Annotated in this window: 22 protein-coding genes; 7 read left to right on the plus strand and 15 right to left on the minus strand. The window is 69.1% G+C overall.

The features are described 5' to 3' along the window. Positions 1 to 102 precede the first annotated feature (102 nt). From A6A08_RS15875 to A6A08_RS15885, 4 genes are all read right to left on the minus strand, one after another. Positions 103 to 1,092 (minus strand): SDR family NAD(P)-dependent oxidoreductase, encoded by a 990-nt coding sequence (locus A6A08_RS15875; RefSeq protein ID WP_073703364.1) that lies wholly within the window; start codon positions 1,090 to 1,092, stop codon positions 103 to 105. 140 nt (positions 1,093 to 1,232) lie between these two features. Beyond that, complete coding sequence (locus A6A08_RS28015; protein WP_158069286.1) at positions 1,233 to 1,400, minus strand: hypothetical protein; 168 nt, start codon at positions 1,398 to 1,400, stop codon at positions 1,233 to 1,235. Positions 1,401 to 1,987: 587 nt separating this feature from the next. Further along, positions 1,988 to 3,136, minus strand: a complete 1,149-nt coding sequence (locus tag A6A08_RS15880; protein WP_242422680.1) for a phosphatidylserine/phosphatidylglycerophosphate/cardiolipin synthase family protein — start codon at positions 3,134 to 3,136, stop codon at positions 1,988 to 1,990. 376 nt (positions 3,137 to 3,512) lie between these two features. Continuing rightward, positions 3,513 to 3,890, minus strand: a complete 378-nt coding sequence (locus A6A08_RS15885) for a DUF1622 domain-containing protein (RefSeq protein ID WP_073703366.1) — start codon at positions 3,888 to 3,890, stop codon at positions 3,513 to 3,515. An 833-nt stretch (positions 3,891 to 4,723) separates the two neighbouring features. Here A6A08_RS15885 and A6A08_RS15890 point away from each other — a divergent pair. Next, on the plus strand, positions 4,724 to 5,263 hold the full coding sequence (locus A6A08_RS15890; RefSeq protein WP_073703367.1) for a DUF421 domain-containing protein: 540 nt from the start codon (positions 4,724 to 4,726) through the stop codon (positions 5,261 to 5,263). A gap of 236 nt (positions 5,264 to 5,499) precedes the next feature. Then, complete coding sequence (locus tag A6A08_RS15895; protein ID WP_073703368.1) at positions 5,500 to 6,168, plus strand: YdcF family protein; 669 nt, start codon at positions 5,500 to 5,502, stop codon at positions 6,166 to 6,168. Between the two features lie 64 nt (positions 6,169 to 6,232). Here A6A08_RS15895 and A6A08_RS27100 read toward each other — a convergent pair whose 3' ends face one another. From A6A08_RS27100 to A6A08_RS15910, 4 genes are all read right to left on the minus strand, one after another. Further along, positions 6,233 to 6,883 carry a Fic family protein gene (locus A6A08_RS27100; protein ID WP_083609140.1) on the minus strand — a complete coding sequence of 217 codons (651 nt, stop codon included), beginning with the start codon at positions 6,881 to 6,883 and terminating at the stop codon, positions 6,233 to 6,235. Further along, on the minus strand, positions 6,880 to 7,566 hold the full coding sequence (locus A6A08_RS27640; RefSeq protein ID WP_143181776.1) for a hypothetical protein: 687 nt from the start codon (positions 7,564 to 7,566) through the stop codon (positions 6,880 to 6,882). Before A6A08_RS27640 ends, A6A08_RS27100 begins: the two co-directional genes overlap by 4 nt. Before the next feature lie 90 nt (positions 7,567 to 7,656). Beyond that, positions 7,657 to 8,016 (minus strand): MmcQ/YjbR family DNA-binding protein, encoded by a 360-nt coding sequence (locus tag A6A08_RS15905; RefSeq protein ID WP_073703369.1) that lies wholly within the window; start codon positions 8,014 to 8,016, stop codon positions 7,657 to 7,659. Positions 8,017 to 8,139: 123 nt separating this feature from the next. Then, a complete protein-coding gene (locus A6A08_RS15910) occupies positions 8,140 to 8,703 on the minus strand; it encodes a hypothetical protein (protein WP_073703561.1) in 564 nt (187 codons plus the stop codon). Positions 8,704 to 8,896: 193 nt separating this feature from the next. Between A6A08_RS15910 and A6A08_RS15915 the strand changes: the two genes are divergently transcribed. Continuing rightward, positions 8,897 to 9,640, plus strand: a complete 744-nt coding sequence (locus A6A08_RS15915; RefSeq protein WP_073703370.1) for an MBL fold metallo-hydrolase — start codon at positions 8,897 to 8,899, stop codon at positions 9,638 to 9,640. Positions 9,641 to 9,902: 262 nt separating this feature from the next. Here the strand turns inward: A6A08_RS15915 and A6A08_RS15920 are convergent, their stop codons facing one another. After that, a complete protein-coding gene (locus tag A6A08_RS15920) occupies positions 9,903 to 10,739 on the minus strand; it encodes a peptidoglycan recognition family protein (RefSeq protein ID WP_073703371.1) in 837 nt (278 codons plus the stop codon). A 904-nt stretch (positions 10,740 to 11,643) separates the two neighbouring features. On the opposite strand from A6A08_RS15920, the gene A6A08_RS15925 reads away from it, so the two are divergent. Together A6A08_RS15925 and A6A08_RS28020 are read left to right on the plus strand one after the other, a co-directional pair. Continuing rightward, entirely contained in the window at positions 11,644 to 11,982 is a 339-nt protein-coding gene (locus A6A08_RS15925; RefSeq protein ID WP_073703372.1) for an AQJ64_40280 family protein, read from the plus strand. A gap of 112 nt (positions 11,983 to 12,094) precedes the next feature. After that, positions 12,095 to 12,235, plus strand: a complete 141-nt coding sequence (locus A6A08_RS28020; RefSeq protein WP_158069287.1) for a hypothetical protein — start codon at positions 12,095 to 12,097, stop codon at positions 12,233 to 12,235. Positions 12,236 to 12,239: 4 nt separating this feature from the next. On the opposite strand, the gene A6A08_RS15930 is transcribed toward A6A08_RS28020, so the two are convergent. The 5 genes from A6A08_RS15930 to A6A08_RS15950 form a co-directional block, all read right to left on the minus strand. After that, positions 12,240 to 12,779 carry a class IV adenylate cyclase gene (locus A6A08_RS15930; protein ID WP_073703373.1) on the minus strand — a complete coding sequence of 180 codons (540 nt, stop codon included), beginning with the start codon at positions 12,777 to 12,779 and terminating at the stop codon, positions 12,240 to 12,242. A 441-nt stretch (positions 12,780 to 13,220) separates the two neighbouring features. Beyond that, positions 13,221 to 13,712 (minus strand): hypothetical protein, encoded by a 492-nt coding sequence (locus A6A08_RS27645; RefSeq protein WP_143181777.1) that lies wholly within the window; start codon positions 13,710 to 13,712, stop codon positions 13,221 to 13,223. 456 nt (positions 13,713 to 14,168) lie between these two features. Continuing rightward, a complete protein-coding gene (locus A6A08_RS15940) occupies positions 14,169 to 15,251 on the minus strand; it encodes a type I restriction endonuclease (protein ID WP_073703375.1) in 1,083 nt (360 codons plus the stop codon). A gap of 127 nt (positions 15,252 to 15,378) precedes the next feature. Then, complete coding sequence (locus A6A08_RS15945; protein ID WP_073703376.1) at positions 15,379 to 16,221, minus strand: hypothetical protein; 843 nt, start codon at positions 16,219 to 16,221, stop codon at positions 15,379 to 15,381. A gap of 34 nt (positions 16,222 to 16,255) precedes the next feature. After that, positions 16,256 to 16,714: a hypothetical protein gene (locus tag A6A08_RS15950; protein WP_073703377.1), complete on the minus strand. Its 459-nt coding sequence runs from the start codon at positions 16,712 to 16,714 to the stop codon at positions 16,256 to 16,258. A gap of 838 nt (positions 16,715 to 17,552) precedes the next feature. Here A6A08_RS15950 and A6A08_RS15955 point away from each other — a divergent pair. After that, complete coding sequence (locus A6A08_RS15955; RefSeq protein ID WP_073703378.1) at positions 17,553 to 18,341, plus strand: SDR family oxidoreductase; 789 nt, start codon at positions 17,553 to 17,555, stop codon at positions 18,339 to 18,341. A gap of 100 nt (positions 18,342 to 18,441) precedes the next feature. After that, positions 18,442 to 19,185, plus strand: a complete 744-nt coding sequence (locus A6A08_RS15960; protein WP_073703379.1) for an SDR family oxidoreductase — start codon at positions 18,442 to 18,444, stop codon at positions 19,183 to 19,185. Here the strand turns inward: A6A08_RS15960 and A6A08_RS15965 are convergent. Continuing rightward, positions 19,134 to 20,081, minus strand: a complete 948-nt coding sequence (locus tag A6A08_RS15965; RefSeq protein WP_073703380.1) for a LysR family transcriptional regulator — start codon at positions 20,079 to 20,081, stop codon at positions 19,134 to 19,136. The genes A6A08_RS15960 and A6A08_RS15965 overlap by 52 nt on opposite strands. Between the last annotated feature and the right edge of the window lie 335 nt (positions 20,082 to 20,416).

Genomic DNA, 20,416 nt, shown 5'->3' on the forward strand with positions numbered 1-20,416 from the left:
GGAGAACGAGGAGGACCGGACGACTCGGTGCCGACCGGGAGGACACCCCGATTCGCCAGGCCCTCGCTCGGGTCCCGGGACCCGGGACCCGGGACCCGAGCGTCACCGCGCTCTTCGGCCCGCCACCGACTTCCATGCGGTGATGCCGGCCGCCGCCGCTCCCGCGACCACGGCGACCCTGCCCAGGAGACGCCGCCGTGCCTGACGCCATTCGCCGCTGACCGCTTCGGCCCCGGGCCGCGGCGTGAAGACGGTCCCGGCCCCGGCGGGGACCTGTCCCCTGCGCAGCGCCCCCTGGTCCATCACCGGTCCGACCGCCCTGTCGTACAACCATGGCAGCGCCGCGTGTACCCAGGACGCGGCCTGGTGGGTCCGGCCCACGACGATTGTCCTCCGGGGACGCTCGACAGCGCCGACGATCGCCGCGGCCACCCGCGTGGGATCACCGACCGGGGGCACCGGCCCGATCTCGCGGCCGGTGTAGTTGGCCGCCTGGCGGTAGATCGGGGTGTCGAACGAGCCCGGAAGAATGGTGCACACATCGATCCCGTCGCTGCTGTGCAGTTCCTGGCGGAGTACCTCCGAGAACCCGAGCAGGCCGAATTTGCTGGTGACATACGGCGAGAGGTACGGCGAGCCCATCCTTCCGTACAACGACGCGACATTGATGAGGACGCCGGCGCCCTGCATGCGAAACTGCGGTAGGACCGCTCGAGCCCCGTACACCTGCCCGAAAAGGTTCGTCTGGATGACGTGCCCGAAGACCTCTGACGGGGTCTGCTCGAAGGTGCCGTAGCTCAGCACCGAGGCGTTGTTGACCCAGACGCCGATACGGCCGAAGCGCTCGACCGCGGCGCGGACAAGGGCTTGCACGGCGTCTTCATCGCCGACGTCGGTGGGCACCGCGAGTGTCGTGCCGCCTCGCCGCTCGCACTCCCGCGCCGTCTCCTCCAGGCTCTGCCCACTGCGGGCGGCGAGAACGAGACTGGCCCCGCGCTCAGCGAAGGCATGAGCGGTCGCTCGGCCGATACCGCTCGAGGCGCCGGTCACGACGACCACATCGCCGGGGCCGAATCTCTTGGCGCGAACCATGGGTTGAGCACCGCCTTACTGCAGCCGTCCTGCCTCTTCTGCGTTGAGCGCACCTCATGCCGCTCCGACGAACGCTCCGCACCACGCCAGACGACCATCGCCCGCGCCCGCGGAGGTCGGTCCCCGTCCGCGGCGCGGCACTAGGACGGACGGGCGGGGTCCAGGAAGCGGTCGAAGACCATCTCCGTGGCCGAGGCTTGGACGAACTTCTGAAAAGCCGTCATCACCAGGGTCCCAGCCAGGCCCGCGAGAACGCCCCGTCCGACGGCTGAGGCCAGGCTCAGCCTCTTTCCGCTCACAGTGCGCATGTCGTCGTCACTACCCAGACCATGTGCAGGGATACCTCCCCGCACTGCCACGATGGACCCTCTTCCAAAGAGCGGACATCCCACGGACGGCCGGGCTGATGCGGACCGCCGGACCGTGGGCATGCGTCCGCGTGAGGAAGCCCGTACGGTCCGCACCATGACCTGCTCCCGCTTCGGTGCGTGTGCTGTGTGTTCCAGCGGCAGACCATGCCCGACTCCGGCGTGTGTCCTGGCTTTGCCGAAATCTGCGTCGCTCCCCCGCACCGTGGCATATCGGGTGATGGTCCCATCCGTGCGCTGCATACCCCGCTCGGGAAGTACACACGGATGCGTTCAGCCGGGGAGGCGATGTTCATGGATGATGAAGAATGCGTACGCGGCCACCAGTTTTCTCGGATTCCGACCCTTTCGGAGTGCCCATCCCTCACGAAGTGCCCGATAAACGATCGTCGATTCAAGGGGTCGATGCATTCACCCCTGCCAGATAGAACCGCAGGAAATCGTGATCCGTCTTTTCCCTCCTGATACGAACACGCGTCGGCCTCTCCCAACAGCGACGGACCGGGCGACGAACCGGCTGAGAAGCCTCACAGCAGCGGCCGCAAGGGCGCCAGCACGAGTTCGCCGAACCTGGCGAGGAGCGGTCGGTCGTCCCACTCCTCCTCGGTCAGTTCCCGGCAGTTGGTGAGGTCGTTGGCGAAGACCTCCTCCATGTGCCGGGCCACGCCCTCGTCGAAGATCTCGATGTTGATCTCGTAGTTGCCGGTCAGGCTGAGCCGGTCCACGTTCGTGGTGCCGACCGTGGACCACTGGCCGTCCACCGTCAGGGTCTTGGCGTGCACCATCGCGTCCTGGTAGAGCCACAGCCGCACTCCGCCGCGCAATAGCGTCGAGTACTGGCTGCGGGAGATCTGGTCCACGATGACGTGGTTGGACTCCTCGGGGACGAGCACGTTCACGTCCGCGCCACGGCCGGCGGCATCGATGAGCGCTCGTTGAAGCTTCTGGTCGGGGAGGAAGTAGGCCTGGGTGAACAGCACCCTCTCCTTGGCCCGGTCGATCGCCTCCAGGAACATCGCCCGGATGGGGTAGATCAGCATTTCGGGCACGTTGCGGTGGAGCCGCAGGTGCGAATCCCAGGCGGCCTCCCCCAACCTGTCCAGCTCGGGGCGGTGGTTCCTGTTCCAGAAGTCGGCGAAGGCGTTCTCCAGCTCCCACACCGCCGGCCCGGTCAGCCGCAGGTGGGTGTCGCGCCAGTTGGTGGCGTAGAGCGATCCCACGTTGTACCCGCCGGAGAACCCCACCTCGCCGTCGACGGTGAGGATCTTGCGGTGGTCCCGGCCGGACTTGCGGATGTTCAACAGCAGCACACCGGGACGGAAGACCGGATACCGCAGCACGTGGACGCTGGGCGGGAAGCGGAAGAAGGACCGGGGCACCACCAGGTTCGCGAAGCCGTCGTAGACCACGTACACCTCGACACCCCGCTCGGCGGCCTCGATGAGGGTCTCCTTGAACCGTTGGCCCACCTGGTCGTCCTTGACGATGTAGGAATCGAACAGCACACGGTGCCGGGCCCCGCGGATCGCCGCGAGCATGTCCTCGAAGAGGTCCTCGCCATAGGTGTAGACGGTGACGCGGGTCCCCGAGTCGCCCACCGGCAGCTCCGCCGGTGCCGTACGGGGAAAGACCACCCGGCGGGGACGTATCTTCCGGCGCCAGTGGTTGACGCCCATGGAAACGGCCGCCACGGCGACCTGGGCGCCCACCAAGCCGATGGATCCCCACTTGACCACGGACCTGAGTGTTGCGTGTGTGGAGCGTTGCACAGTCGCCTCCCAAGCGGGACGTCCGCGGTGCCGGAAGTATCCATCCCGCAGACCACCGTTTCCGGTGCGAATATTGGGCTGTCTCCGCGCTGACCGGCGTGGTGGCCAACGGCAGGGGGTCGGCGGGAGTCGGCGTTCGGGCGGGCCTCAGCGATCAGTCCGCCTCGGAAGCGTCCAGACGCTTCATGCCCGTTCGGTCCGTTCGGTCCGTTCGCCACCGCGTTCCCTTTTCCGCTGGCCCGGGGGCGTGACGGCCACTCGCCGCCTCCTCTGTACCTGTGGGTCATCCCCTCTCCTGTGTCGACCTCTCGGCGGCCGTGCGGGGCCGCTGCCACGGCCACCGGTTCTCCAGTTCGACCTCCAGGGAGAAGCTGAGGAAGGTACGGATCAGCACGATCCCGGCGAGCACACCGACGCTGCGGAAGGTCGGCTCGATCGCGACCGTACGGATGATGTCACCGGCCACGAGGAACTCCAGGCCCAGCAGGATCGCCCGTCCCACTCCGTGGCGGTAGGGCCGGTAGATCCCGGCCAGGGGCGTGCGCTGGACGAGTCGGTACAGGAACACAGCGGTCGCCGCGACCGTGCCGACGACGATCACCGCGACACCGGCCACCTCGATCGCCGTTCCCACGGCCTCGACCACCTCGGCGACGCCCATGGGTTCCTCCCCCCGTCGTGGGCCCGTGCTCAGTCCCTGTGCTCGAGATACCGATGCGGCCCACATACTCCGACGTGGGACCGTCACCCGGCTCAGGTTGCGACACGTGACACCACGTCTGCCCATAACCCATGACGTTCATGCCGTCGCATCCGGCGCAGGATGCAGGCCCAGCGGGATGGGCGGCCCCAGTGACCTCCGTGGTCCGACCTCCCGGCCGGAGCGCTGCCGGCCGACCACGGAGCCCTCCGTCTCCGGACCTCCTCTCATCCCGAACAGCGGTACTCGGAGAGGACCGGAATCGGAGAGTCTCTCCGTTCCCGGGCACGAAGGCGGGGCGCGCGGATCAGGCGACAACGGGCAGGACCGCAAGAGTGAGACAACGCTGGCCAGGGACGGCAGGGCATGGCTTCCGGCCGCCACGACCATGCCCGAGGTCAGGTCGCCACCCACTCCGGCCACGGTGATGGCCACATCCACCAGCCCTTGGTCCCTGGCAAGTGGTGACCTTCAGCGGCTCTCGTTCCGCGCGGCTTCGCAGGTCCTTCCCGACTGTTCCGGAGTCTGATCGAACGACACCCCGACCTGGTCGGCGGTACGGGCGATCGCCCCGTCGCGTGTGGCCGCGTCCCTGCGGGCCTCCACCGCCATCCGGATCATTCGTTCGCGCAGGGCACGCAGGCCCCTGATCCCGAACAGGGATCGCGCGACGCGTGGTCGAATACGGACACCGGGGGTCGCGAACCGGCCTCGGGGGAATCGTGTGCGACCACGCGCCCCCGGACCAGCCAGTACCACCGCTTTCCCCGGGGAAGGGCGGGTAGGGGTCCGGCATGCTGGAAAACCTCTTCGCCGTCCCGCTCAGCGGGTTGCTGCTGATCCTCGTCTCCACGGTCGGCATCTTCGCCACCGTCATCACCTACACGCGCATCGCGGGTCTGCGCAGCTTCTCCAAGATGTCCAGCTTCGACTTCGCCATGACCGTCGCCGTCGGATCACTCGTGGCGACGGTCGCGGTGGCGCAGGTGTCGCTGCTCGAAGGCATGACGGCCCTGGCCGTGCTCTACCTGCTGCAGGTCGCCATCGCCCTGCTGCGCCGCCTCGCCCCGTTCAAGCAGGCGGTCGACAACACGCCTCTGCTGCTCATGTCCGAAGGCACGATGCTCAGGGACAACATGAGGAGATCCCGGATCACCGAGGACGACATCAAGTCGAAACTCCGCAGCTCCAACGTCAGGAGCATGGACTCGGTCCGCGCGGTCGTGCTGGAGACGACCGGGGACATCAGCGTGCTGCACGGACCGGGCGAACTGGACCTCTCACTTTTCCAGGACGTACAGGACGCAAGGAGGATCGGGAAGGGCGACATGTGACCCGTCGTAGTCCGCCGGGAAAAGCACGGTCGGGATCGTCGGCAGGCCGCCGGAGCCCTTGGGGAACGGATACCGTTCACCGGCCTCCTACGGTCATGCCAGCGGTCTCTTCCGGTATCGGAGGAATTCCCTGTTCTGGTGGTGGACGCCGGCGTATTCGCAGACCGGATCCTCCGTGGTGTCGAGAGCGCCAGGGCTGCGGGGACGCCCCGGTACAGCCTCGAGGGAAGGAACACGTGGCGAAGGACCAGCACACCATCACCCGGGACCAGTGGCGGCAGGCCGAACTGCTCTGGGACTTCCACCGGATGCACCACCGGCTGCGGCCGTGCGACGTGGCGATCGGCCTCGGCAGCCATGACCTCGGCGTCGCGATCCGCTCCGCCGAGCTGTACCACGCCGGGCTCTTCCCGACCCTGGTGTTCACCGGCGGCAACAGCCCCTCCACCACAGCGGTGTTCCCGCGCGGAGAGGCCGTGCACTTTCGCGAACACGCCCTCGGTCTCGGTGTCCCCGACTCCGCGATCCTGCTGGAGCCGGAGGCCTCGAACACCGGCCAGAACATCGCCCTCTCCCGCCAGATCCTGGCCGATGCCGGTATCGTCCCCGCCACCGTGCTGCTGGTCTGCATGCCCTACATGGAGCGGCGCTCCTTCGCCACCGCCCGGAAGCTGTGGCCAGAGGTCGAGGTGACGTGTGCCTCGCAACCGCTGGAGCTCGACGACTACGCCGCAGGCATCGGCGACGCGGGACTCGTCATCGACATGATCGTCGGCGACCTCCAGCGGGTGATGGAGTACCCCGGGCGCGGGTTCGCCATCGAGCAGGAGGTCCCCCGGCGGGTGCGCGCCGCCTACGAGTCACTCGTCGCCTCCGGGTTCGACGGCCACCTGATCCGGGCCTGACTCCTCGCCACCGGGCCGAAGGGCCACCCGCCCGGGCGGACCCCGGTGAACGCCGTCCGCACCCTCATCCTCCTGGCACGCAACGGTGCTCCCCCGCGCGTCGACGGGTGTGCTCGATCAGGACGGCCACCAGGTCGGCGAGTGCGAGCGCGCCCTCGGGGTGGTTCGCGTGGCGCGGCAGGCGCCGCAGGGGTCCGACCTGGTCGAGCGCGATTCCCGCGCGGGCCAGGACGAAGGACAGCGCCAGGAACGCCGACCGTGCGTTGCCGTCGGTGAAGGGGTGGAAGAAGCAGACGTCGAGGTAGGCGCGGGCCGCGCGTGCGGGGAGAGCGGGGTCGAGACCACCGCTCTGGACCAGGCAGGTGTCGAGGAGGCCGCGCAGGTCCGGACCGGTACCGTAGCGCTCGCGGCCCTGTTTGGCGAAGGCTGGCGCGCCGCGGAACGGCGCGTCGGGTACGTCCAGGACCGACCGCTGCCAGGAGCTGAGCAGATCGAAGGTCAAAGGGGCCCCGGAGGCGGCGTCGGCCCTGGCCCGCGCGAGTGCGGCGAGCATCCCAGCGGCGCGCTCCGGTGAGCGTGCGCCGTCAAAGGCGCGGATGTCGTGGGCCGCCCCGTCCCGGGCGGGGACGACCGGGCTACTGTCGACGGCGCGGGTCCGCTCCCAGGGCACGGTGTCGCGGATGGTGAGCCAGATACGCAGGTGGTCCGTGCTCACTGGCTCTCCTCCTCCCACGGTGAGCCGGCCAGACGTTCGGCTACCTCCCGTACGACGGGGTTCCCCGGTGCGATCCAGCTCTCGAACCGTCCGTCGACGGCCCTGTCCACCCACTCCTCAGCCGTGTCCTGCGGCACGTCCCACCTGGTCAGGTACCAGGTAAGGACCAGTTCGCAGTGCACGTACCAGGTCTCGTCCGCACGCGTGCGGTCCAGGACACGGGTGATCAGGAGGACGGCGGCGCGTTCCCAGGCGTGCTCGCGGTCGGTTGCGCCGACCGGGTGGTGCTCGAACAACTCGGCCAGTTCCTCCAGCCACCTCCGCCACTCGCACAGCGCGTTCGCGACCCGTTCGAGGGTCTCCTCGGGAGTGGTGATCGAGTGCTTGGGACAGCACCAGCTGTCCACGGGGCCTCCCATCCCAGGACGTGACCACTGCCAGCCGGTGCTCCACCGCCCGAATCGCCCGACCAGCGCCCTCGTCATCCCCTGTGTCCAGGCATTCCCCACCTCACGGGCCCATGCGATGTGCGCCCAGACGTCCGCGCCCGCGGGAGGGACCGGGACATCGGCGGCGGGCGGCAGCGCGATCACCTCCGCTGACGCGGACGCATGGTCGAAGGGGTGTGTGCGGGGATCGGCCTCGCTCCAGCGAAGGTCGAAGGGAAAGAGTTCGGAGCTCATGTACCGAGCGTGCCGCACCCCGGCCTTGGACGAGCAGGTGCCCGTGACCGTGTGCGCGGGGCCGGGCGGAGGGGCTGTCCGGGATCCGGCTCAGGCCTGGACCAGCGACGCCGGGGTCGGCGGGGCGGTGAGCAGTTCCTCGGGCGCCGTCAGGTGCCAGGCCTCCAGGGTGAGCTCGCTGAGCTCGTCCAGATCGATCCCGTCGAGGTGGACGACCACCCAGCCGAACCCGCCCGCGGTGAACTGCACCTCGAACACCTCGGGCCGCTCGGCCACGAGGGCGGCCTGCTCCAGAAGGGTCTGCTTCAACCCCACGGTGGCGGTGTCCGGCCACAGGTAGCCGAAGGGCCTGCCGCGCACACGGAAGGTCGTGTACCGCTCCGACTCCTTGTGCTCGCACTCCGGCAGCGCGTTCACCAACCGCAGAAACCGCTCGATCCCAACACCCATGGGAGAAGACAACCACACGCCGCCGACAGGGCGGCACGCGGCGGGCGCCGCCGCCGTCGGCGCCGTGACCGAATCCGTGCGTGTGCCGGTGAACCCCGTGCTCAGGCGGGAGAAGCCACGGGATCAGACCAGCGCCGCGACCACCGCCTGTTCGTCGCCCCAGCGGGCGAGAAGCCGCGGCCTTCCCTCGGGCTCACCGCCCAGGACGTGGGGAAGCAGCACCCGCCCCTCCCGAGCCGGTCCGGTGCCGTCACCACCGGAGCCGGACTCCCTGGAGATCAGAACCTGCTGCGGCCTGCGCTCCAGGAGACGGCCGTCCTCCCAGATCTCCAGCTCCGCCTGCTCCTGCTCGCCCGTCAGGGCCCGCCGGAAGCACGCGAGGGCCACCTCGTCCTCGGTGCCGTCGTAGACCCAGCGCGTTCCCAGGACGGAGTGCTCCGTGGTGCCGACGAGGTGGTCGTCGTGACCGGGCAGGGGCGCGCCCCGGTAGGTCAGCGGCACCTGGAGCAGGCGGTCCCCTCGCCGGAGCAGGAACACCTCCACCCCGACCTCTCCCTCGGGATCGTCGAACCTGTACGCGCCGAGCACCTCGTCGGGCCCCTGGCCCGCCCACGGCCGGCGGTCCAGCCAGGAACTGATCAGCTCGGGTTTGCTCGGTGTGAGGGTGGCCTTGTAGATGATCGCCATGGGCACCAGTATCCGGCACCGCGGGCGGAGCGCGGGGCGGGCGTCGCGGTCGCGGGGCGGGGCCGTCCGGGGCGCGGCCGGGTCACGTCCGCCCATGGACCCGGCGTGGCGGGCCCGTCATGCTTGACCGGCCTCCGCGGATTCTCCACGATGGACGGCATCCGTCGTTTCCACAACGGTTCGAGAGGATCCCTTGATCACTCCGGAAGTCGCCGACGGCGTCCACCTCGTCTCCCACGCCCACGTCAACTGCTACCTCATCGAGGACGAGGACGGCGTGACCCTCGTGGACGCGGGCCTGCCGAGCATGTGGTCCATGGTCCTGCGGGCCCTGGAGACGCGGGGGCGGCGACCGGACGAGGTCAGGGCGCTGGTACTGACCCACGGCCACTTCGACCACGTGGGTTTCGCCGTGCGCGCGCACCGGGAATGGAACGTGCCCGTGCTGGTCCACCCGCAGGACGCCTACCTGGCGGCCCACCCCTACCGGTACACGCCCCAGCGCAACCGCCTCCTCTACCCGTTCACCCACCCCCGGTCCCTACCGCTGCTGGGCCGGATGGCCGCGGCCGGGGCACTGACCGTCAAGGGGGTGGGCGACGTCGAGCCGCTGACGACCAGGACCGCCCTACCAGTGCCCGGCCACCCCGTCGCCGTGCACACCCCCGGGCACACCGACGGGCACTGCATCCTCCACCTGCCCGACCGCGACACCGTCATCAGCGGTGACGCCCTGGTCACCCTCGATCCCTACACCGGCCGGGCGGAACCGCAGATCGTGGCCTCCGCGGCCACCAAGGACACCCACCAGGCCCTGGCCTCCCTGGACACGGTCGCCGGCACGGGCGCCACCACGGTGCTGCCCGGCCACGGGGAGCCCTGGACCCAAGGCGCGGAGGCCGCGGTGCGCCGCGCACTCGAGGTCGGAGAGCACTGAGACGCGGTTCTCCAGCTCGGTCCGCCGTCACCCACCCTCCAAGGCACCGGATACGCCTCACGAACCACGGCTCCGCCGTCGCCGTGACCGGACCGGGTGTTCCGGAGTGGTCGCGTACGGTCCCGCGCCTGAATACGAGCCATGACGGGAGTACGAACACAGAACCCCCGGCGGTCACGAAGCGCGGTGGCTCCGTGGCCGCCGGGGCCTGCGCCCGCGTCACCTTTCCCCGGACGCTACCGGCGTCTACCCGTACGACCTCCTAGCGGGTGAAGTCGTCCGGCCCTCGGGTGGGACCGTGGTAGAACTCGTGGTCCGGCTCGTTCTCGGGCACGGGCGGGTAGGTGGGACCGTCCTCGCCCGGCTCCTGACGGGCGGCGAGGGCGATGCCCTGGGCCCGCATCGTCCGGGCGACCCTGTTGCGCAGTTCGGGGAGCATCGAGTACAGCACGTTGCCGGGGCAGGCGGTGGCGTTGAAGTCCCGGTGGCCCAGGATCGCTCCGTGCGGGTTGAGCCCGTAGGCCGCGCACAGCCACGCCAGGGTCGTCACCAGTGAGTCGGTCAGGGCCCCGGTCGGGCCCACGCTCGTGTACAGGCCCTCGTTCTCGATACCGATGCAGGTGCTGTTGTTGTTGGCCACGTGGGCGCCCACGACGTGGTGGCCCGCCGCGATGGATTCCGGGGTGCGGTCGCGGCCCTCCATGACGTGGCCGCCGCGGCTGATGGTCAGCTGCTGTCCGGTGTCGGCCCAGCCGTTGGTGTCCATGTGGTGGTTCTGGATCGACCTGGACAGGCGCAGGGCGTGGTCGAGTGTGTAGTCGGTGGTGTTGGGCGTCGCGGTGTGGTGGACCACGATGTAGCGCGGTGGGGTGGCCAGAACCTGGATGGGGCTGCTCGGTGGGCGGGCGCCCCAGGCGCCCCGCCAGTACAGGTACGGCCTGACCGCCTGGACGGAGGTGCTCGTGTTGGCCGCCTGGGCGGAGGCGCTCGTGGCGCCGACCGCACTGAGGGCTCCGCCGAGGGCGGCGGCACCTGAGGTGATGACGGCTCCGCGCAGGATGCTGCGCCTGTCCGGACCTGACCGGTGGGTGTTGGTCATGGGAGTCCTTTTGTGTCTCGCAGGGTTACTCGCCAGTTCATGAAAAAACACGAACCCCATGGCGGGCAAAGGGTCATATCGTTTTTTCCTGTGGCCGATTCCGGCCAGGGAATCAGCACACGACCCTGATAGCCAAGTGCAGTTTGATGTTGTAAGGACGACAGAGGAAACGAAAGGCGCAATCCTGCTTCGCGCCGTCTTCCCTGGTGCGTCAAGGAGGCGCCGGCACTGCTCCTGCGAACCCGAACGATTCCTGGTACGCGAACGGAACCGCGCCCTTGTCCCAGGCCGCGGGAAAGGGCTCGGCGCTGTCTGTCGGCGGGGTGATCGCTGGTCGTACCAGGCACTCATCTCATGTGGGCTCTCGGCGGACCGCGGATCCGTGACCGCGACCGGATCGGTGTACCTGGCCACTCGCGAGGTCACACGCCTGCTGGACGCGGCCTTCCCCGACATGGCACAGCGCTTCAGGCAGGCCGCTCCATGAACCCAGCGGCGAACCCCGTACGCGTAAGGGCTGGGCGGGACGGAACGGTTCCAGGGGAGCCGCCCCGCCGCCGCCATGTCGTTTCGTCCCAGTTCCTCCGTAGTCGTTCACGGCGGCCTCCCTCCAGCGCGTGGAGGCCGGGGCTCGGGGCCGTACGCGTCGCGGAATGCGCGGCGGCCTCCGTCTCACGTGAAAGCGGATGCCCGTCCCCGGCCAACGCCCTTGCGCGGGATTGCTTCGGGTACACGGACGCGATGGCGTATCCGCTTCTTCGGGGAGTTTGGAGTAACAGCGCCGACTCGGTCCTGTGAGCCGAGGACGAGGGCGTCGCCCGGGGTATTCTGCGCGCCGACCCGGCTCCGCGTAGTGTGGGGTGTTCGTCGTTCCTCGGATACCGCAAGGGAAAGGCTGCGCACAATGACAACGGTCGAGGTGGACTGGGTCGACGTCGAGGAGCGCCTTCCGCACGAAGGCGCTGCCGTGTTGGGGGCCGTGACCTGCCGCTACCGGGACGGGAAGGATGTCTGGTTGGTTCTCCCGATGCACTTTCGGCGCATCCATCCGGATGAGAGCACGGGCGCTGAGATCAGGAACGTCTTCATCGACGCGGACGACGTGCTGCGCAAGCCCTACGGCGGCGACACGGAGGAGCAGGTCACGCATTGGGTGGAGTATCCGTGCCTTCCCGGAACCTCCGTGCGCCAAATCGTCGGTGACGACGTGCACAGCGCCATAGCCGCCGCCAGGCAGGACTGAACAGGCGAAACAGGAACCTGCTGCGACTGGCTGCCTGCACAGCAGCTGCCCGCGCACCGGCCTCGGCGTGCCGGTGCGGAGGGAGGTGCGGGGGGAAGTCGTCCGCGGTCACATGCGGCTTGCCGAACCGGACGAGGCCGGGAAGGTGCTGTGGGCCGCCCCGGAGCCGCTACCGTCGAACACCAACGCCCACCCCTCCGAGAGCGTCCGCGCCCGGCTCGACGGCGTGGGGTTCACCCCTCACGGGCGGTGATCCCTCAGGCCGCCGGGATACGTACCAGGGTGTCGTAGGTGTCGGTGGTGCGCTCCAGCTCCACACCGAGCCCACGGGCCCACGCGTCCAGTTCGGCCTGCACGGTCAGACCGTCGCTGTCGTCGTCGACGACCAGTTCCAGTTCGAGGAACGCGCCCACGCCCTCGACCAGGTCGACGCACACCTCGATCCGTCCGGCCCTCCCCGTGCGCCGGTGCTTGACGATACGCACGTTCGGTTCGAACCCCATGGCCAGGACGGCGCCGTGCATCTGCTCCCGGTCCGCGACGGTGGTCTCGTACTCGGCGCACTCCATGGGGTTGGCCAGCGGGGTCTTGGTCGTGAACACGTGCATACCGCCGTCCAGGCTGCGCAGGCGGGCGAAGGTGTGGCCGACCTTGCCCATCTCGGGCCGCCAACCCGCGGGGGCGTAGGCCTGGTCGTCCTGGAAGACCGGGTCGCCCAGCTCCACCCCGGCGGCCTGGAGCGCGACCAGAAGCGTTTCCAGATCCGCCACCCGGTACTTCGTCTCGATCTCCCGCATCAGAGGCCCCCTGCGTCTCGGTGTCGTCGTCCTCACGGAGCGTATCGAGAGCACGACACGGGTGGCGGCGGTATGGCGAATTCGGGGGCCGCCGTCCCGGTAGCGGCCTCGGATCCGGCCCGGCAACGCCTGTACGTCTCATACCGAAGGCCGCGCCGGGCCCCGGTCCGGCACGGCCTCCTGGAGGGTGCTGCATGCGCGGGCCGCTACAGCAGGCCCGCGATGAGGTGAGGAGCGAGAGCTCCGGCGAATGGTGGCGGGGGGGTGTCGGCGTTGCCCTTCGTGTGGCCTTGAAGGACTGCGTTGGTGCAGGTCCCGAATCGGGCGCGGGCTTCCCGCGCCGTCACCGCAGACGCGCCCCCAGGGTCTTTCACACATCGCATACCTGACCATGTCCGGCTGCCGGCGCCGCGTATGGCCATGGCCTCCGGCATACGTGCATCAACCCTCGGCCCCCGGGGAGAGGGCTTCGATCTGGAGGGCGAGGTTCTGTGCCTGCACCAGGGAACCGAGCGCCTCGTTCTGCTGGGGATGAGCGGCCTGGGCCTCGGCTGCCTGGTTTGCGATCGCGTCGAACTCGGCGGCCGCACGCCGGTCCTGCTCTTCCAGCTCGGCGGCTCGTACCTTGTCGGCGTAGGACTCCAACATGCGGATACGCGCCTCGACTTCCGCGACGTCCTCCGCCAGAACGGCACGAGCGCGCTCGGCCGCCTGCCGGCTGCGCTCCCCCGGGACGGGCGTGCTGTCGATTCTGTGCCGGATCCTGGTCTGTTGGGCCAGGCTCTGGGCCAGGGACCATTCGACGTCGGCCAGGACCACCCGGTTGCGGACCTCGTCCAGAAGCAGCCCCTGCCGGTGCAACGACGAACCGAGTACGGCGTCCACCGCCCGCTGGGCACGGCCGAACAGCGCGTTCGAGGTGTGGTCGAGCATGTCGGAGGTCACATACCGCCCCCGAAACCCGGTAACGAGATGTGCGGGGTCCTGAGCACGGGCACGTTCCACCACCCGGGCGGCCCGACGTTGGAGGAAGTACCACAGCACGATAGCGACGACAGGCGCAAGAAGACCGATGGCCCAAAGTGCCTCGATCGAGTTCTCCAGGAGGAGGATCAGTACGGCTCCGGCTACGAGGAAGAAGACCGTTATCGGGGTCCCGCCATCGAGGAGCTTCTTCGGTGCCCCGGGGTACTCTCGCCCGACCCTCTCCTGAGGCGATCGCTGTTCGAGCGCACAGCGCAGAACCCGGGCCTGGTCCGCACCGATCTCGGGATGCAGGGCGACACGCCGGGAGTCAGCCGGCTTGAATCCATGTTCATCCGAAATCTTGCTGCTCTCCCGTTCTCCCACCGCGGAAGAGGGCGGCACGGTGGCCGTGCCGCCCGGGTCTCATCCCAGGTAGTTGCGCACCGACTCGCGGATCTTCTCCGCGTGGAGGTAGATCTCGTCGACGGAGCCCAGTGGGTGGCGGGTCTCGTTCTTCTCAGCGTCGAAGGTGCCGAGATACTTCTTCGACCTGGCGTTGAAGTGCAGGCGCGCGATCGGCTTGCGGTTGTTGTCGTCCAGTAGGACGGCGAAGTAGCTCTTGGAGTCCCGCTGCGAGATCCGCTGGGGCTTGACCTCACTGCACGCGATCGCCTTGACGACCTGGTAGCCCTCCAGCTCCTCCAGGGTGGTCTCGATGCCCGTGCCGCGCTCCAGGTCCTCCTCCGCCACGTCCTCGCTGCTGACCGGGTCCGCCTCGGCCTGCGGGCGGGTGGACTCCAGAGCCTTCTTCAGCCGGACGTTGACCTGGTCGTCGAGGAAGGCCGAGGCGGCCTCTCGGACGAGCGGCGTGAACTGCTCGCGCGCCCGCCTGGTGAAGGCCTTGTCATAGACGCGTCCGGCGAAGAACTTCACCCAGTCGGCGTCGGGCTCCTGGAACTGCTCGGCCAGCGTGCGCTTGATCGCTCCGATGTACTTGAGCTTCTCCGCGGCGTCGATGACCGAGTTCAGGTCGAAGGAGGCCTTGGTCAGCTTGTGCAGCTCGGGCAGGAGGCTCTCGTCGACGTCGCCCAGGTCGAGCACCATGAACGGCCTGGAGTCCATGCGGTTCGGCGCTTCGAGGTCGGTGTAGAAGCGGTACTCCACCCCGTTGGTGAGGACCGCGATCCTCGCGTTGGTGACGGAGAAGTACCGGTAGAGCTGTGAGGCGTGTTCGACCCTCAACTCACCGTTCGACTTCTTACACTCGATGAGCATCTGCACCTCGTTTTCGTGCATGATGGCATAGTCGACCTTCTCCCCCTTCTTCACCCCGACATCGGCGGTGAATTCGGGAACCACCTCGCGCGGATCGAAGACGTCGTATCCGAGGACCGTCGCGATGAAGGGCATGACGAACGCGTTCTTCGCCGCCTCCTCGGTCTGGGTCATCTCGCGCTGCTTCTGCACCTTGGCGCTGAGCGCGGAAACCTTCTCTTCGAATTCCACAAAGACCCTTCTACGACAATACTGTCAGGGAACCCTGACAAGGGACAAAGGCCGGCAGCCATGGGTCGACACATTCGTTATCACGACCGGGGCGCTCTGACGGCCGCTGAGCCTCCGGTCGAAGAACTCACGTATCGAGCGCGGCAGGCCCTTCCCGGGAGGCGAGGAGGCCTGCGATGTGCTGCCCGGTGTCACGGGCACGCGACAGTGAGTCCAGGGACTCGGAGTCGACCTTGGCCGCCGCGTGGATCCAGGGGTCCTCCACCCGTATGTCGTCCAGACGCAGGGCGTGGGCCCGGTCGACCAGTTCCCTCTCCGCCTCGACGACCTGGTCGGCCATCCGGACGATGGTGTCGATCTGGCGCACGGTCTCCTCCTGTTCCCTGTCCAGGGAGGCCAGGGCGCGTGCGGCGGCCTGGCGGCTGCGGTCACCCGAGACCGGGACCGCCCCGATGCGGTGGCGCCGTTCGGACTGGCTCAGGACCTGTCGGGCGATGCTCCACTCGACATCGTTCAGCACCACCTCCTCCTGCGCCCGGTCGTTGAGGATGCCCCTCTCGTGCAGGGGCGAGCCCAGGATGCGTGCGACCGCACGCTGGGCCCGCACCAGCAGGTCGCGCTCTCGCGCGTGCAGGTGCGCGGGGTCGACACAGCGTTCCGCGTTCTCCTGGAGGAGGCGTTCCAGGAGGCCCTCCCTGTGGGACAGCCAGATCGAAGTACCGCCTTTGCCGACCACGGCCATCAGCACGAAAACCCCGATGGCGACAGCCGGATCATCCGTTGCGAAGAGAATGCCCATGAAGACGAAAAGCGCCGCCCCGGCCCCTATCCAGTCGAACTCCTTGCTGGACTTCCTCATCTGTCGGCGCTGCTCCTCCCACTCCTCGGGGGTTCTCCGCAGAGCCAGGAGGGTGTGCTCCGGGAGTGCGGGGTCGATGCTGAGCCTGGACGGTGTGGCGTTCTCGGACACGGACTGCCTCCTTGGGATGTTCCGGACAGGGGGTCTAGCGGCACGGGCGCCCGTGCCGCCGGGCCAGGGCCTCCGCACGGAGCCGCCGAAAGTCGTCCATCGTTACCCTGATCCGCCGTCCCACCTGGGCGAGAAGCCGCCGCTCCTCCCCCAGGGCGCGCTCGCAGATCTCCAGCGTCCGCTCCGGATGCCTGGCCAGGAACCCGTTCGCCCGGGTGCGCATCCTGTTCAGCTCGGGAACGTCGATGGGTCTGGGCCCGGGGGTGAACCTCTCCGTACGGAGCCCGGACCTGCCACCCGACGGCCTCGCCCCGCCCGGGGACCCGCCGCCCCGACCGGGGCGGACCACCTTCCACCCCGGGTCGACCGGCAGGGGCTCACGGGGCCGAGGAGCACGCGGCGCCTCCCTGCCCCAGTGCCTGCGGCAGCGCAACTCCCGGTTGGTACCCCCGAAGTCGTGCTCCTGGTCGGGGCGCTCCCAGAGGACGGACATGCTCGCGTTCTCGTCCGTGCATCCCGGATACCCGCAGCGGTTTCCGGTGTGGCCGGTGCCGACCGCGCGGGGGACGCGTCGGCCGGACTTCGAGGAATCGTACTTCGTCACCGCGTCCTCCGATCCGCAGTGACAGGGACCGTGTCCCCTCCGGGACCGGAGCCCTGCCTGAAGGCAACCTCCGGGTCGCATGACCCCGGAGGCCTGCGCCGCCGCCCGAACCTCGCGATCTCACTACGACGTCGCTTCATCAAGCATACACACTAAGTCTGTGAATATAGTTAACAATCAAGTTTCGGCCGTCGGCGCGGCACCCCGACGAGTCCCGGTGCCCCACGGCACCGAACGAACCCCTTCTCCACGCTCAACGGCGCTCCTCGCGAACTCCGTACTGCTTGCGGCACCCGGTCCTGGTCACTCGCCCACCGCCACAAGGGCCGGTACCCGCCCTGGCGGGCGGTGGTCGTCCACGGACGCGCCCCGGGTGCACTCGGAGGAGGTCCTGTCGAGGTCGACGCTGTAGGCCATCAGCCCGGGACCCCTGACTGACCACCTACGGCGCTCCTACGACACCGCGGTGCGTGCGTAACCGGACCCGCGCGATACCGGTCCCCCAGAGCCCCTGCGCACCGCCGGCGGGGCCGGGCCACGCACGGAGGGGCTATAGGAGTTCTCTATGGCATCCACTCACATTTACTCTTTGCGTCTCATTCTTTTCTGGGCGTACCGTAAAAATATCGACGGGGCGCCCACTGCGGTTCATTCGAATATTCGCGCGCTGCGCACGTCGATCCTTCTTCCGTCGAGCAAGCGAAACACAATCGAGAGGGCCGGTGGCATGACCACGATCGAAAACGGGACGGGACAGCAGGAATTCACGGGAAAGCGAGCCCTGGTCACAGGTGGTTCCCGCGGAATCGGGGCGGCCGTCGTGCGCCGGCTCCTGGACGCGGGCGCCGAGGTGCTCACGACCGCCAGGTCGGCGACGGGCACGGTGCCGGAAGGGGCCTCCTTCGTGGAGGCCGACGTGCGGACACGGGCCGGAGCGGAGGCTCTCGCCGCGGCCGCGCAGGAGACGCTCGGCGGGGTGGACGTCCTGGTCCACAACGCGGGCGGGGCGCGGCCGCACGAGGGATTCCCGGCCATCCCCGACGAGGAGTGGCAGGACGCGCTGGACCTGAACTACCTGGCGTCGGTGCGGCTGGACTCGCTGCTGGTACCGGGGATGCGGGAACGGCGTTCGGGAGCGATCGTGCACGTCTCCTCGGCCGCGGTCCTCACTCCGGCAGGGGCGTTCCTGCACTACACCGCGGCAAAGGCGGCACTGGAGAACTACAGCCGGGGGCTGGCCCTGGATCTGGCCCCGTTCGGAGTCCGGGTCAACGCCGTGGCTCCCGGCAGGGTCGCCACCCCCGGAGGCGAGGCAACGCGGGAGCGGTGGGCGGAGGTGTCCGCGCGCATGGGCGCGGCGCCGGCGGAGAGCAACCCCGACGACGTCCCACCGCTGGGGCGCGACGGTCAGCCCGACGACATCGCCAACGCGGTGCTGTTCCTCGCGTCCGACCGGGCGAGCTGGCTGACCGGGAGACACCTCGTCCTGGACGGCGGCGAGTTCCCCATGGGCTGACGCCGACGGCATTGCGAAACGCCGGTTCCGACGAAAAGCATTCCCTGACCCGCGTCGGGGCGCATCACCGATTTTTGAGAGAAAACGAAGGGATCCTGCAATGGACAAGTACAGCGGCAAGAACGTGGTGATCACGGGTGGCGGCAGCGGCATGGGGTTCGCGTTGGCGAAGCTGCTGGTGGACGGCGGAGCCCGCGTGGTGATCACCGGCCGTTCTCAGGACACGCTCGACGCCGCGCGGGAACGGCTCGGCGAGAACGCGGTGGCGGTCCAGGGCGATGTGTCCTCATTGCCGGACCTGGATGCTCTGGCTACCCGTGTGAAGGACGAACTCGGCACGATCGAGGCCCTGTTCGTCAACGCCGGCATCGCACCCCCCACCCCCTTCGAGTCGATGACCGAGGAGATGTACGACGAGCTGTTCGCGATCAACGTCAAGGGCGCCTACTTCACCGTGCACAAGCTCGCCCCGCTGCTGAGCACGGGCGCCGGAGTCGTCTTCACCACCTCGGCCGCGAACGTCATCGGCATGCTGGACGCCAGCGTCTACGCGGCCGGCAAGGCGGCGCTGCGCTCGATGGCCCGCAGCTTCTCCCGCGAACTGCTTCCGCGCGGAATCCGGGTCAACGCGATCAGCCCCGGCCCCATCGACACGGGAGTCCTGGAGCACACGATGTCCAAAGAGGCCGCCGAGCAGTTCAAGGCGGAGCGGGTCGCGGACAACCCCATGCGGCGTTTCGGCACCACCGAGGAGATCGCCGTGGCGGCCGCCTTCCTCGCCTTCGACGCCACCTACACCGCCGGCGCCGAGCTCGCCGTGGACGGTGGCTTCACCCAACTCTGAGAGGGCACCGGTGAGAGGGAGGCGGCGCTGTGCCAGGACTCCTGACGCAGGAGTTCGAGCAGGGCCGTCTCCCCCGGGCCCGCATCCTGCCGGACCACGGCGATGACGGGCCGGGCCACGGCAGGGGCCACCGGGCGCGCGAGGTGCTCGTAACCGCGGGGCACCGAGGAGGACGGGACGAGCGCCGCCCCCAGCCCGTGGGCGGCCCAGCGCACGGCCGTCGCCGTCTGGGACACCCGGGCGACCGTGGTCGGGGTCAGGCCGTTGTCCCGCAGCACGCGCAGCAGCACCCCGTCGAGCGCGCTGTCGCGGTCGAACCTCACCCACGGCTCCCCCTCCAGAGCGCGCAGGTCGACCCGGTCCTCGGAGAGCAGCCGGTGCCCGGCGCCCAGCACCACGACGAACTCCTCCTCGCCGAGGCGGTGGGCGTCGGCGGGGGTCCGCTCGCACGCCGCCATCAGGGCAAGGTCCAGCACGCCCCGGCGGCACAGCCGATCCAGCTCGGCGGAGCTCGGCTCCTCGAATACGGTGACCTCCAGCCTCGGGAAGCGGCGGCGCAGCGCCTCCAGCGCTCCCGGCAGCTGTCGCGTGCCGAAGCCCATCTGCGCCACGACCACCAGCTCGCCCACCAGCTCGTCGGCACCGGCCCGGGCCGTCGCCCTCGCCCGCCGCGACGCGCTCACCGCGATCTCCGCCTCCCGCAGGAACGCGCGGCCGACCACGGTGGGCACCAGTCCGGTCGGCGTGCGGGCGAACAGTTTCACGTCGAGTTCCCGTTCCAGGGCGCGGATCTGTTGGGACATCGAAGGCTGAGCGACGTGCAGCAGTTCCGCCGCCGCCGTCACCGAGCCCTCCTCGGCGACGGCCAGGGCGTACTCGTACTGGCGAAGGCTCATCGATGCCCGTCCCTTCCCGCTGTGGACCGCGGTCCACCTCGTTCTCACCGTTGCGATGGCGGGTATCACAACATGGGGCGCGGGGCGTTTACTCCATGCCGGTCACCGGCCCTACGGCGGTGGCATCGCCCGGGACGGGGCGACCCGCCGCACGGTCCACCACAGTGGACGCCCGGGCCGTTTCGGGGCCAGAGCCCTGTCTGAGGGGACCACCGAGCCGGTCAACCCGAAGGCCCGCGCCGCCGTCGCATCATCGGGAGCTTCCCGCGGCGCCACTGGCTCCACAGCACACACCTTGCGCGTGAACACAGTCGACAACAAATCTTCGGTCGTCG

The organism is Nocardiopsis sp. TSRI0078 (assembly GCF_001905145.1).
Classification (GTDB): domain Bacteria; phylum Actinomycetota; class Actinomycetes; order Streptosporangiales; family Streptosporangiaceae; genus Nocardiopsis.